Genomic DNA, 12,795 nt, shown 5'->3' with positions numbered 1-12,795 from the left:
GGGTGATTTGGAGGATCTTACCAGTTTGGCGTCCGCGGCGTGCGGACGTGTAAAAATTCGTTGACGACTGCGGCTCCCAGGTCTTGGGCACTTGGGGCAACGACTTTGCCCTCGACACGAGACGCCATGGCCTCCAAGAACCGCTTCAGCCCGGGGTCGTCACCAAGTCGGAAAAACGTGATGGCGGCGTTGAGACGTTGGATGCGATCAAGCTCGGTGACGGTCAGTTCCAGTGTCTCGGACCGCGGTGGATACCAGAAGAGGGCTTCACCACGGGTCGTGAGGTGGGCCGTTGGTTCACCGTCGGTCACCACGAGGAGCACTGGGCGCATGGTGGGATGGCGTCGAAAGAAGCGAGCAGCCAACAACAGTCCGTGGTGTAAGTTGGTCCCTTGTTCATAGGCCGGAGGCATAGCGGTGAGTTCGTCGAGTTGGATCTGGTTGGCGTAGCGGCCAAAGTTGATCAGTTCTAACTCATCGCCCCGGAAACGGGTGGAGATCAGCTGATGCAGCGCCAGAGCCATGCGCTTCATGGGCACCCAGCGCCCCTCGGCAGCCATCGAAAACGACGTGTCGACCAATAGTACGACGGCAGCCTGGGTGCGGGCTTCGGTTTCTTGAATTTCGACGTCACCGACTTCAAGGCGTAGTCCGGTGCCTGGATCATTGCCCTCGGAAACGGTACGGGTGATGGCATTGGTGATCGTCCGGGTGACATTCCAGGGTTCGGTGTCACCAAAATGCCAACTGCGGCTGGACCCGGTGAGTTCACCTGCGGCCCCGGCATGGCGAGTATCGCGCTGACCTTGACGGTCCGACAGATACCCGGTGTCTTTCAGTAAGCTCTTGCCCAGGCGACGGATAGCCTGCGGGGAAAGCCGCAGGTCACCGTCGGAACTGCGGCGCAGCATATCCGAGTCACGTAAGGCCTTCTCAAGCTCGGCCAGTGTCTTCGCGGAGACGGCAGCGTCGTCACCCAGCTGACGACTGAGTTTTTCGATATCCAGATCCGACAGAGTCGAGCCGGCATAGGACTGGGAGAGTTGTTCGGCCAGCGCGTCCAGTTCGGCTAGGTCCTGGAGCACCCCGGTACCATCTCCCAGCCCGAGGCCTTGGTCCCCCTCAAATTCTTCGGAACCGGCCCAGTCTTCGCCGGGGCGGAGGGCCTGTAAATTGGCATCCAGTCGACTCAGCTGATCCATCAGCTCCGGTGACCCGAAGGCCTGCATCGACAGTTCCATCAACTCAGCACGCTGTTCCGGGGTCATGGAGGCCAGCATTCGTTGGGCTGCTGCCGATCGCTGGGCTAAGGTGTCGATCAGCTCGTCAATATTCTGGGGATTTTCGGGGAACTGATCACCGTGTTTAGCCATGAAGTCATCAAAATCTTGTTGCGTATCTTCGCCGCGGGCATGCTTATCCAGCAGGTCGTTCAGGTCGTTGAGCATTTCTGAGATGGCCGCCCGGTCTTCCTCGGTGGCACCTTCGAGCGCTTGTTTCATCCCCGCAAACCGCTGGTCTAACATTTCCCGGCCGAGCAGATCTTTGATTTGCTCGTATTTTTCGCGGGCGGTGGTTGACTGCCAGTCATAATCCGACAGCTCGGTTACTGCCGCCGCGGTGGCTTCGGGCAGGTTCATCAGCTGCATTTCACGAAAATCCCGGTCCATGTCGTCCATGGTGATGTCCCGGGCCAGCTGTTTGCGTTCTTCTAACACGGCTTCATCAAGCAGCTCACGAACCTGGTCGAGGGTGCCATCCAGACTGTGACGTTTGAGTAAGTCACGACGACGTTGTTGCACGCGCCTGGACAACTCATCCAGGCCGGTCATATCCCGTGAACCGCGCCGCAAGTACTCGCGCATGGCACGTTCCGGCGAGTATCCGGCCATCACGTCGTCGGCGATCTCTTCGAGCGCTTCGGTGAGATCAATGGGTGGAGCCAACGGATCGGGGCCGCCGGTATAGCGGCCGTAGCGTGACGCTTTGCCGTGGCGCATGACGCCTCCTTAGCCGTAGATGGTTTGCCCGTCTGCGGTTTCTTTGGATAATTCTTGAGCCAGATACAGTCCCTCTAAAGCCAGCTCGATAGCCCCGGCGCGATGTCCTGCAGAGACGCCAGCGTCTAGGCGCTCAACGAGCTCGTCGTAGAGATTCGAGTCTTCAAGCTCTGGCAGCTCGGCCAAGAAGTGTTCGGCTGTGACGTGTTCGCCGGTGGTAATGGTGGTGGAGCCGTCGAAAGCTTCAACCAGTGGGCTGAAATTCAGGCCACCAAAATGTGCCCTCGCAGCCTGTGCGATCGACGTGCGCAGCAGGTGTTCTAAGATTTGGTTTTCGCGACCCTCTTCGCCGGGTTCGAATTCGACCTTACCGCGCAGCACATCGGTTGCGGTCTGGGCATCTACCAACCGAGCGATTGCTTCCTCACCGCACACCGTGGCACGGTGCCGGGCTGCAGCAGCAATGGTTTCTGCCCCGGCGATCGAAAAGCGCGCCGAAACCCCAGACGACTGGTTGACCGCAGGCGAATTGCGCAGTGCTCGGGTAAAGCGCGCCAGAATTTCCAACAGCACATCTGGGACGACGGCGCTGAGTTGGGCTTCTTGCTGGATTACCGCGATCTCGTCTTCTAATTCGACCGGGTAGTGGGTGCGAATCTCGGCACCAAAGCGGTCCTTGAGCGGGGTAATGATGCGACCACGGTTGGTGTAATCCTCTGGGTTGGCGCTAGCTACCATCAACACGTCTAATGGAAGACGCAATACGTACCCGCGCACTTGGATGTCACGTTCTTCCATGACATTCAACAGTGCAACCTGAATACGCTCAGCCAGATCCGGCAGCTCGTTAAGTGCTACGATCCCGCGGTTTGCTCGCGGGACCAGTCCGAAGTGGATGGTCTCTGGATCACCCAGACGCCGTCCCTCAGCGACCCGCATAGGGTCCACATCACCAATCAAGTCCGCAACCGAAGTGTCCGGCGTGGAGAGCTTTTCCACGTAGCGTTCGTCGCGATGCAGCCACGCCACGGGCAGATTATCTCCTTCGGTTGCAGCACGGCGCTGCGATTCAACAGTGATGGGATCGTACGGGTGTTCATGCAGCTCGGAACCCTCAATGACCGGCGTCCACTCATCCAACAGGCTCGCCAATGTGCGCAGGAGTCGGGTTTTACCTTGGCCGCGCTCGCCGAGCAGAACGACGTCGTGCCCGGCAATGAGCGCCCGCTCCAACTGGGGGAGCACGGTGTGCTCAAATCCGTGCATCCCAGGCCATGGGTCCTCCCCGGCTGCCAACTTTGTCAGAAGGTTGTCGCGCAATTCTTCGCGCAAAGACTTCTGGACATGTCCAGAAGCTCGAAGTTCAGCCAACGTATTGATTTCAGGTGAGGTAGTCACAGTCATCACGCTAGTGCTGTTCGGGCAAAGTGTACAGGGGGTGATCTTAGGACCGGTTCGGTAAGCTAGCAGTGATGAACGCTAAAAATGAGACCCAGACCACGCTGATCCTGCTGGTCCGGCATGGTCAGACTCCTACGACCGGAAAGATCCTTCCCGGCCGCGCGCCCGGCCTGTACTTGAGCGAGCAAGGAACTGACCAGGCACAGCGAGTTGCCGAGCGGCTGGCAACCTTACCAGTCACTGCGATTTATTCATCGCCCATGGAACGCACAAAACAAACGGCGGAGCCCACAGCTCAACGTTGCGGTTTACCGGTGGTTGAAGAGCCTGGGTTGCTGGAAGGTGACTTTGGTGACTGGACCGGAGCCGAGCTCGCAGACCTGATGAAGCTGCCCGAATGGCGAACGGTCCAATGCCAGCCCGACCAGTTCCGCTTCCCAAATGGTGAGAGCTTTGTCGAAATCCGCGACCGGATGGCAACCACATTAGAGAAGCTACGGGGAGCACATCCCGGGGGAACCGTGGTGTGTTTTTCTCATGCTGACCCGATCCGCATTGCGGTTGCGGATGCTTTGGGCACGCCGTTGAATAAATTCCAACGGATTAGCATCAACCCGTGCTCCGTATCGGCCATTGCATACCAGGCGGACGCTGCAGCCAGTGAGCCGAGCGTGCTGACCGTCAATTCCACGTTGGAATCGCTGGCAGGACTCCGGCCTTCATAGAAACGATGACGACATGATGCAGGAATCAGAAGTCCCAACGCCCCACGACAACTCGCTGGTGGATGCTGAAGTACTGCGGTGCGGGCAATTCAGACTGCTGGGTCAACTGGCCAACAGCAGCAATGAGACCTTCTTAGTTGAAGTCACTGACGGCGATGTGCAGCTCTGGGGAATTTATAAGCCCGAACTCGGGGAGCGTCCCCTCATGGACTTTGAGCACGGCTTACACCGCCGCGAATTCGCAGCCTATCTGCTCAGCGAAGCACTGGGCTGGCGTCTGGTCCCAGCCACTGTCATCCGAGATGACGGCCCACTGGGGGTCGGCTCTCTTCAGTTGTTTATCGACCATAATCCAGCCGAGCACTATTTCACCTTGCTCGAGCATAAACCTGAGACATATCAGCAGCTACGCTGCCTGGCATTATTTGATCTAATCGCTAATAACGCTGATCGCAAATCAGGCCATGTCCTGTATGACGATCAAGGTAAGATCTGGGGGATCGATCATGGTTTATGTTTTGCCGCCCCAATGAAATTACGCACCGTGATGTGGGAGTTTGCAGACGAAGATATTGCCCAAGAGCTCCTCGACGATATTGCACCGTTTGCAGAACGTATCCCGGCCACTATCGCGCAACAGCTGAGCTCACTGGAAACATCCGCGTTGCAGAGCCGGGTCCAAAAGGTACTGGATACCCAAAAATATCCGCGTGACATTACCGGGCGACGCTTCCCTTGGCCACTGATATAAGCGCTGCATCTGGCTGTTGCGGGCGGTAATCAACCACAAAGAAGCCACGCCAGCGGTCGGTCCGGTGGGATAGGCGTTCTTGATATACAAAGCCTGACTGTTCGCCGTCGTCGTCCACTCTTCGAAGAACCCCCGGCCGATAATCATTCGAGGACTCGCGGAATGGATCATTGGGGTCATAGACCCGGAATTCTGGGCGGCCGGAGGAATCGAGACGATAGCCGTAGCACACGACTTGATGGTTCACACCCTGTGCCTTCAGTCTCCGGCTGGTGGCTTTGATGAGTCCCAACACCACGGGCTGACCTCGATCAAGCGATTCGATAACCTTCTGCTCTTCGATTTTGGTTGTCGCAGCGATGGTCGTTGCTGAATAACCGCTCCAGCGGAGGTACCGAATGCCATCGCGTATCCCACGGACCGTGGTGAGCATGCTGTGGAGTTGGCGACAATAAATGTAATCGGCCAACGGGTAGCCATCGGCAGGGACACAAGACGGTGCGAAATCTTGTGTGCTAAATGATGGGACCGGCGTTCCCAGGTGGTAAAAATCCAACGAAGCAAATGCCATCCCACCACAGCGGCCCGCGGAAGTCAGCTCAACCTTGCGACCAATCAGCGGCGGCACGCGTCCCCTCCAGAGGTGGTTGACAAATGCGTTTGGAAAACGAAAAGCGTACAACTCCGGTGAGTAGTCGGTCATGACTGCGTGGTTACCGGATTGTTGATCAGCGGAGGTGTTCGACTTTGGCATGACTAAGTGTCCTTTCGGGGTATCTATCGAAAGCCTACAGGGTCATCGGTGTACGGGCCGTCGCCTTTTAAATGCCTAGCGCCTGCGAACCGGAGTTCGCAGGCGCTAGTTCTGGAGGTTATGTCACACGAGGTGTGTCATAGGTTTTACAGCTGGTTGCCGAGTTTGAACTCGCCCTTCTTCCAGTCTGGCATTTCTTCGTCATCGTCTGCACGAGTGTAGGAGAAACCATCGGCACCGATGGTGACGTCCATTTCTTTGGCAGCTTCACGAGCAACGATTTCGACGGGGTTGCCGTCGAGGTCCAGCACGGTCGAGGCATCGGTGTACCAGGAAGGTACAACCGGGGTGCCCCACCAGTCACGACGCTGGTTGTCGTGGACGTCCCAGGAGACAACTGGGTTGTCTGGGTCGCCGGTCCAGTAGTCCTGGGTGTAGATCTCGACGCGGTGACCGTCTGGGTCGCGCAGGTAGAGGTAGAACGCATTGGACACACCGTGGCGGCCGGGGCCACGTTCGATCGCATCCGAGCGACGCAGGGCACCCAGGCGGTCACAGATCGCCAGGATGTTGTGCTTCTCGTGGGTAGCAAACGCGACGTGGTGCATGCGTGGGCCGTCGCCACCGGTCATCGCGGTATCGTGCACGGTTGGTTTCCGACGCATCCAGGCGGCGTAGACGGTACCGTCTTTGTCCGAGATTTCTTCGGTGATGCGGAATCCGAGGTCCTGCATGTAGCGGGCCGCGCGAGGCACATCTGGTGTGACCTGGTTGAAGTGATCCAAGCGAACCAGTTCACCTGGGATCTGCAGGTCGTAGCGCCAGGCAAGGCGTTCCATGTGGTCGACTTCGTAGAAGAATTCGTATGGGAAGCCCAGTGGGTCTTCGACACGAACCGAATCGCCAATACCGCGGACGAAACCGTCTTTGCGACGTTCGGTGCGGCAGCCGAGTTCTTTGTAGAAGGCTTCGGCTGCATCGACGTCTTCTGGGGAACGCACACGGTAGGAGAACGCACCAACGGCAGCAATCGGGCCCTGTTTCAGGACTAGATTGTGGTGGATGAATTCTTCTGCCGAGCGCAGGTAGATCTCGTTGTCGTCTTCGTGGGAGACATGCAGACCCAGGACATCAACGTAGAACTCGCGGGATGCTGCCAGGTCGGTGACCTGGAGTTCCATGTACGCTACGCGTAGTACATCCGGTGCCGGTGCTTCTGGCGTCGGGATGGGGTTGTCGGTGTTGACCGGTGCATCCTGTGACACGTGGAAACCCGAGCTGGTCAGGGTGCGTTTGTTTTTATCAATTTTCATTGGTGATCCTTCGGTACTGATGCCAAACAGTATTTACTGTTGTTTTCCGAAAACTGGGTTGTGAACCTCACCCAGGTTGATGTGGACTGCCTGCTGCTCGGTGTAGAAGTCGATCGAGCGGTAGCCACCTTCCTGACCGAGTCCGGAGGCTTTCACGCCACCGAATGGGGTGCGGAGGTCACGCACGTTGTTGGAGTTGAGCCAGACCATGCCGGCTTCAACTTTCTGCGCGAAGTTGTGTGAGCGCTGCAGATCGTTGGTCCAGATGTAAGCGGCCAGACCGTAGGTGGTGTTGTTAGCCAGCTCGAGTGCTTCTTCGTCGGTATCGAACGGGGTGATCGCGACCACTGGGCCGAAGATTTCTTCCTGGAAGATGCGAGCATCTGGGGCGACGTCGGCAAAGACGGTCGGCTGCAGGAAGTTTCCTTCTGGGAATTCTTCCGGACGGTCACCACCGGCGACCAGACGGGCTTCTTCTTTACCGATCTGGACGTAGGACCAGACCTTGTCGAAGTGCTCTGGGTGAACCAGCGCACCGACTTCGGTCTTCGGATCGTTTGGCATGCCGACTTTGACGTTGGCGGCCTGGGCTGCGTAGCGCTCGACGAATTCGTCGTAGATGCTGCGCTGGACCAGGATACGGGAACCGGCGGTGCAGCGTTCACCGTTGAGGGAGAACACACCGAAGATGGTCGCATCAATGGCGGTTTCTAGGTCGGCGTCTTCGAAGACCACGGCTGGGGATTTACCGCCCAGCTCCATGGATAGGCCCTTGAGGTATGGAGCAGCGTTGCCCATGATGATCTGACCGGTGCGAGATTCACCGGTGAACGAGATCAGTGGGACATCTGGGTGCTTGACCAGCGAGTCACCGGCGTAGCCTTCTTCGCCGTAACCATGAACCATGTTGAATACACCAGCTGGCAGACCGGCTTCTTCGAAGATGCCTGGCCACAAACCTGCCGACAGCGGGGTGAATTCGGCTGGCTTCAGGACTACGGTGTTACCGGTGGCCAAGGCTGGGCCGAGTTTCCAGGATTCCAGCATGAACGGGGTGTTCCACGGGGTGATCAGACCGGCAACACCGATTGGTTTGCGGTTGACGTAGTTGATCTGACGGCCCGGTACCTTGAAGGCGTTGTCTTCCTGAGCAACGATCAGGTCGGCGAAGAAGCGGAAGTTCTCGGCTGCACGGCGTGCCTGACCCAGGGTCTGGGAGATTGGCAGACCGGAGTCCCAGGTTTCCATTTCGGCCAGTTCCTGCTGACGGGTTTCTACGACGTCGGCAATCTTGTGCAGAATGCGGGAGCGTTCGCGTGGCAGCATGTGTGGCCATGGGCCATTGTCGAAGGCATCTTTTGCCGCAGCGACGGCGGCATCGATGTCGGCGACTTTACCCGAGGACGCTTTGATGTAGGCCTCGTTGGTGACCGGATTGAGCACATCGAAGGTGTCGCCGTCGATTGAGTCGACGAATTCACCATTGATGTAGTGACGGATTTGATCTGGCAGGTTAGCTGGTTTGCCGTTTGTCATGTCGTCCTTTCGAATATTTTCAAAAACTTTTTGGATTGGCTTTGGCGTGGTGGTCGAGATAGGCGTGCATAGCGTTGAGCCGATGGTTGCGGGCTGCCGCTTCGATGACCAAGAACTCGGCCCCGTCGGCAATCAGATCCAACAATTCATCGTGCTCGACCACCGAATCCGGGGCCCGCGATGGCACGAACGTGAAGGTTGTCGAGCGCAGTGCCGCCAACCGGTTCCAGCCGCGGTGGACCAGATCCAGGATGTGCGGGTTCGGGTGGTGTTCAAACAGTGCCAAATGAAATTTTTCATTCAGTTCGGTGAACAATTCCGGAGCGAACTCTTCGTTGAGCAGCTCGCGCATCTGCTGGTTGATCCCGCGGGCCTTGGTGAGGGTCTGGGCTGTGACTAGTGGCGCACACAGCGCCGTGGAGTACCCCTCAACCAGGGCCAGAGTTTCCATGGTGTATTGGTATTCGATGGGATCGATACCGGTCACCGTGGCACCCACGTTGCGTTCAAATGTCACGAGATTATCGGTTTGCAAGCGTCGAATGGCTTCCCGCACCGGTACCACCGACATCCCCAGTTCATTGGCGATGCTCGACAGGACCAGTCGGTCACCGGGCTTGTACTGACCGGAAGTGATTCCCTTCAGGACATGCTGGTGAGCCTGGTCGGCTTTCGAGAGACCATTCAACGTCATTTACTCGCTTTGGGCTGCGCGGTACGCCTCGTATTTGGCTTTCCACTCACCGGTTGGTGGGAACAGACCGTCCACGGCAGCACCGTTTTTGACCTGTTCGTACACCCATTCGTCCTGCTTTTCCTGTTCGTAGGATTCTTCAATCACTTCGACCAGAAGTTCAGGTGGAACAACCACGACGCCGTCGTCATCACCAATGATGATGTCGTTTGGCTGCACGGTCGTGCCACCGCAAGCAATGGTTGCGTCCATTTCCCATGGGACGTGACGACGACCCAGTACAGCAGGGTGGTAGCCGTTCGAGTAGACCGGGATGCCTACTTCGGCCACGGCAGCAGCGTCACGGACACCGCCGTCGGTGATCACAGCGTTGGCGCCGCGCACTTTAGCGCGCATGGCTAAGACGTCACCGAGGGTCCCGGTGCCTTTTTCACCGCGTGCTTCCATGACGACGATGTCGTCTGGCTGCACGGAGTCCATGGCTTGTTTCTGCTTATTGAAACCGCCACCGTATTTCTTGAACAAGTCTTCACGGTTTGGCACATAGCGCAGGGTCTTGGCGAAACCAAGAATCTGCTGGCCCGGGTGCATTGGGCGTGGACCGTCAATGGTGCAGTTATTGATGCCGCGCTTGCGCATGTTGGCCACGATGGTTGCCACCGCAGTTTTGGAGATTTTCTCGCGCAGTTCTGGAGTCAGAATGGCGCGTGGATCTTCCAGGCCGGCTTTAGCTTTTGAACCCCAGGCTTCTTCGCGCTGCAGGTCATCAACCTTTGGCCCGTGACCGTAGTCGGCCATGGCAAACGATGATTCTTTGACGTTGGAGACCAAGCGGCCGGTCGATGGTGCGCCGGCAGCGTTTGGTGCATCAACTTCCACCTCGACGACGTCGCCCGGCTGAGCAACTGAGGAACCGGCTGGGGTACCGGTCAGGATGACGTCGCCTTCTTCCAGGGTCATCAGCTGGGATAGGTCGGCTATGAGCTGTCCGAATGGGAAGACGAGATCTTCGGTGGTGTCGTCTTGGACGACTTCGCCGTTGACCCAGGTGCGGATGCGCAGCTGTGTCGGATCGATACCTGCCGCGTCGATAATCGCAGGCCCCAGTGGCGTGTAGTTGTCACCCGATTTGTTCTTGACGTTGGAACCTTTATCTGCGTGGCGCAGATCGTACAGGCCCCAGTCATTTGCTGCGGTGATACCGGAAACATAGGACCAGCCGTCTTCAGGTGAGACGCGGCGAGCGTCTTTGCCGATGATCAGGGCAATTTCGCCCTCGTAGGCCAGCAGTTCGGTGCCGGCTGGACGTTCAATGGTTGCACCACTCGGTGCGATCGAAGAGGTGGCCTTCAGGAAATAGCCAGGGAATTTTGGATTACGCCCGCGTTCGTTGATGCGGGATGGGAAATTCAAGTGCAGGGCAACGATTTTGCCCGGCCGATTCTGCTTGATTGAAAAATCGTAAGCAGTGACTGTCATCGAGACCGTACCTCCATGGGGGTTGCTGGAAATCTCTTAGTACAGATCGTATACGATCTTACCGAATCTGTGAAGTTAATATCTGAAATTCAGCTTTGTGATGTCACGTCGTGCCATCAGCGACTGTAGTAGGGTCACGTGAATGCCAGATGACAGCCAGCTTCCAAAAGGCTGAATGTCAGAAGCTCACGATTCGAGACATCCATATGGTCAATTCAATGACGGCGTAGCGGCGTCTCCCGCCCATTCGAGGGTTAATGTCAATGACCAGGGGCTTGCGGCTAGAAGTTTCGCAGAAGTCGACGTCGATGCTGCCGGTGGGACGTAACATCTTTCAGAGTTGCCGGATTGGCTCGCGGAACGGATCGGCCGACACTGTGGTAGCAAAGTCGGTATCCCGATCTCGCATCCGATCCTTGCATCGAGCGACCAACCCGAATAATTCCGAGCGCCCGTCAACCGAGAAGACACCGTCGACGCCGTATTCTGAGCCCGGTAGATAGTCCTGGATGACGACCGAGTCTGGATTATCTTCTAGCGGGAGCCCATCGGTGCCGAGGTGCTGACAAGCTGCGCATGTTGGGAGCGCAGAAAAGCCGCAGGGGTGGGGATACCATGTTTGTCGAGTTCGACAGCGGTTCGGTATTTATCGATGACGCTTTGTTGAATGGATCGATCTAGCACCGCTACAGCACAGCCCATAGTGCGCAGCTCATCTGCCAGACCTTGGGAGAGTGCTTGCATCTCGTAGTCATTCATCACCAGGAATAAGTCCAGTTTTTCAACGGCAAACCACTCACAGATCATGTGGTGATACTCGGGGGCTGTTGTAGGCCGGGGTGGCGTATGCCCGATCTGCTCAGCCGAGGGTTGGGCTCATGGAACGATAATCCAATGCGATGATTTCCCCGGAAGATCTTGTTTTCGAAGCGCTTCCTTAAACCATTTCAGATAATGCGCACGTTGACCGACTGAAGCGATCACGATTTTCAGGTACGTGGGGTGTCACTTTCGTCCTCTTCAAAGAATGCACTACTTCGTCGAGCAGTAGTGGCGTCTGGTGGGGTGATGGTATGAGTTGACGTTTGTCTGCACCCTGGACGGGTGGTCTGGTGCAGCGTGCCCGGGGACACAAGATCAGTGGATTATCAGACCTGTCGCATCCTCAGGAGATTATTCTAAGATCGGGCCCGGGCCTTGGCCTTTATAAAACCAGCACGAAACTCAGGGCATCTCAGGACTGGTGCATTCCAGATGAGGTGTTCCAATATGGATTGAATGGAACCAACGAGGTTTCACGAAAGGAAGGTATTATGCGCGGAAGTGGTTTGATTTGGACGATCGTTGGGATCCTAGCGATCGTTGCGTTGTTAATTTTCATTTTCTCGGCACTGTAAAGAGCCGATCTTTACCCAATGAAGGCCTCCGGCCGAATGGAATGTATTGCACGTTCCATTCCCAAACCGGAGGTCTTCATGTTTAATGTCATCGCGGTTTAGGAGCCGTCTGCGGCGAGCAGCTGCGCGGTATCGAATGGCTCAAGGCCTAACACGGTGTTGAGCTCGTCGTCGTTGACGGTGATGCTGATGTCTTCAATACCCGAGGTCGAGGCGGCTGTACCGTACAGCTGGGCTTGGATGCGATGCGCCTCGCACTGACTTTGTGCGACGACGTCGCCCGATAACGCGATATCAACCGAGTTGCGACCGACTTGGACGTCGTCGAGCTCCAGGGTCTCGGATAGGGTCAGCGAATTCGTCACGGCGGGGGAGCCGTGATAGTACTGCGAGTCGTTGATCAAGAATTGGATGGCCGCAGCGACATGTTCCTGCGGGGAGTCGGCGTGGGCGGGCACCGTGCTGATCGTCACGAGGGTGTCAGAGCATCCGAAACTAATGCCGTCGACGCCGTCGGGAAAATAGGTCCCGGACTGCGCAACCATATTGACATGCAGTGCTTGAAAAGGATCGGCCGGATCCGCCTGGGGGCTGGCTTCGGTTTGATCTGACTCAGGCTGAGGTGTTTGGGCTGCATCAGTGGGTTCTTGAGTGGTTCCACAACCCGCGAGGAGCCCTGTCGTACAGGCAGCCAGCGCTACGAGGGTGGGAAGGTGCTTCAAGATGCGTCTCCTTGAGGCCGTGA

At 57.1% G+C, this 12,795-nt stretch carries 11 protein-coding genes; 2 read left to right on the top strand and 9 right to left on the bottom strand.

Translation table 11 applies throughout. The features are described 5' to 3' along the window. Nucleotides 1–17: 17 nt before the first annotated feature. Both FB556_RS01035 and FB556_RS01030 read right to left on the bottom strand, forming a co-directional pair. On the bottom strand, nt 18–2,000 hold the full coding sequence (locus FB556_RS01035) for a vWA domain-containing protein (RefSeq protein ID WP_141863945.1): 1,983 nt from the start codon (nt 1,998–2,000) through the stop codon (nt 18–20). 9 nt (nt 2,001–2,009) lie between these two features. Further along, on the bottom strand, nt 2,010–3,398 hold the full coding sequence (locus FB556_RS01030; protein ID WP_141863943.1) for a sigma 54-interacting transcriptional regulator: 1,389 nt from the start codon (nt 3,396–3,398) through the stop codon (nt 2,010–2,012). Between the two features lie 74 nt (nt 3,399–3,472). Between FB556_RS01030 and FB556_RS01025 the strand changes: the two genes are divergently transcribed. Together FB556_RS01025 and FB556_RS01020 are read left to right on the top strand one after the other, a co-directional pair. Next, the gene (locus tag FB556_RS01025) at nt 3,473–4,126 is read left to right on the top strand and encodes a histidine phosphatase family protein (RefSeq protein WP_141863941.1); all 654 of its coding nucleotides are present in this window, start codon (nt 3,473–3,475) and stop codon (nt 4,124–4,126) included. Between the two features lie 13 nt (nt 4,127–4,139). Continuing rightward, the gene (locus FB556_RS01020; RefSeq protein ID WP_246057136.1) at nt 4,140–4,877 is read left to right on the top strand and encodes an SCO1664 family protein; all 738 of its coding nucleotides are present in this window, start codon (nt 4,140–4,142) and stop codon (nt 4,875–4,877) included. On the opposite strand, the gene FB556_RS01015 is transcribed toward FB556_RS01020, so the two are convergent. The 7 genes from FB556_RS01015 to FB556_RS00980 form a co-directional block, all read right to left on the bottom strand. After that, nucleotides 4,843–5,631 carry a cysteine peptidase family C39 domain-containing protein gene (locus FB556_RS01015; protein ID WP_141863939.1) on the bottom strand — a complete coding sequence of 263 codons (789 nt, stop codon included), beginning with the start codon at nt 5,629–5,631 and terminating at the stop codon, nt 4,843–4,845. The genes FB556_RS01020 and FB556_RS01015 overlap by 35 nt on opposite strands. Before the next feature lie 146 nt (nt 5,632–5,777). After that, nucleotides 5,778–6,944, bottom strand: a complete 1,167-nt coding sequence (hpaD, locus tag FB556_RS01010) for a 3,4-dihydroxyphenylacetate 2,3-dioxygenase (protein WP_141863937.1) — start codon at nt 6,942–6,944, stop codon at nt 5,778–5,780. Between the two features lie 33 nt (nt 6,945–6,977). Further along, a complete protein-coding gene (hpaE, locus tag FB556_RS01005) occupies nt 6,978–8,480 on the bottom strand; it encodes a 5-carboxymethyl-2-hydroxymuconate semialdehyde dehydrogenase (protein WP_141863935.1) in 1,503 nt (500 codons plus the stop codon). A 19-nt stretch (nt 8,481–8,499) separates the two neighbouring features. Continuing rightward, entirely contained in the window at nt 8,500–9,174 is a 675-nt protein-coding gene (locus FB556_RS01000; RefSeq protein WP_141863933.1) for a GntR family transcriptional regulator, read from the bottom strand. Beyond that, a complete protein-coding gene (locus tag FB556_RS00995) occupies nt 9,175–10,653 on the bottom strand; it encodes a fumarylacetoacetate hydrolase family protein (protein WP_141863931.1) in 1,479 nt (492 codons plus the stop codon). Between the two features lie 534 nt (nt 10,654–11,187). Next, nucleotides 11,188–11,460 (bottom strand): ATP-grasp domain-containing protein, encoded by a 273-nt coding sequence (locus tag FB556_RS00990; RefSeq protein ID WP_141863929.1) that lies wholly within the window; start codon nt 11,458–11,460, stop codon nt 11,188–11,190. Between the two features lie 688 nt (nt 11,461–12,148). Next, a complete protein-coding gene (locus FB556_RS00980) occupies nt 12,149–12,772 on the bottom strand; it encodes a GerMN domain-containing protein (RefSeq protein WP_141863925.1) in 624 nt (207 codons plus the stop codon). Nucleotides 12,773–12,795 lie beyond the last annotated feature (23 nt).

The organism is Enteractinococcus coprophilus (genome assembly GCF_006716305.1).
GTDB lineage: Bacteria > Actinomycetota > Actinomycetes > Actinomycetales > Micrococcaceae > Yaniella > Yaniella coprophila.
The sequence above is the reverse complement of the archived record's forward strand: the minus strand, read 5'-3'. Positions and strand labels throughout refer to the sequence as shown.

Excerpts from the sequence above, each read along its gene's own strand:
- FB556_RS01035 (WP_141863945.1), bottom strand. The coding sequence starts at position 2,000 with ATGCGCCACGGCAAAGCGTCACGCTACGGCCGCTATACCGGCGGCCCC.
- FB556_RS01025 (WP_141863941.1), top strand. The coding sequence starts at position 3,473 with ATGAACGCTAAAAATGAGACCCAGACCACGCTGATCCTGCTGGTCCGG.
- FB556_RS01020 (WP_246057136.1), top strand. The coding sequence starts at position 4,140 with ATGATGCAGGAATCAGAAGTCCCAACGCCCCACGACAACTCGCTGGTG.
- FB556_RS01015 (WP_141863939.1), bottom strand. The coding sequence starts at position 5,631 with ATGCCAAAGTCGAACACCTCCGCTGATCAACAATCCGGTAACCACGCA.
- hpaD (WP_141863937.1), bottom strand. The coding sequence starts at position 6,944 with ATGAAAATTGATAAAAACAAACGCACCCTGACCAGCTCGGGTTTCCAC.
- hpaE (WP_141863935.1), bottom strand. The coding sequence starts at position 8,480 with ATGACAAACGGCAAACCAGCTAACCTGCCAGATCAAATCCGTCACTAC.
- FB556_RS01000 (WP_141863933.1), bottom strand. The coding sequence starts at position 9,174 with ATGACGTTGAATGGTCTCTCGAAAGCCGACCAGGCTCACCAGCATGTC.
- FB556_RS00995 (WP_141863931.1), bottom strand. The coding sequence starts at position 10,653 with ATGACAGTCACTGCTTACGATTTTTCAATCAAGCAGAATCGGCCGGGC.
- FB556_RS00990 (WP_141863929.1), bottom strand. The coding sequence starts at position 11,460 with ATGATCTGTGAGTGGTTTGCCGTTGAAAAACTGGACTTATTCCTGGTG.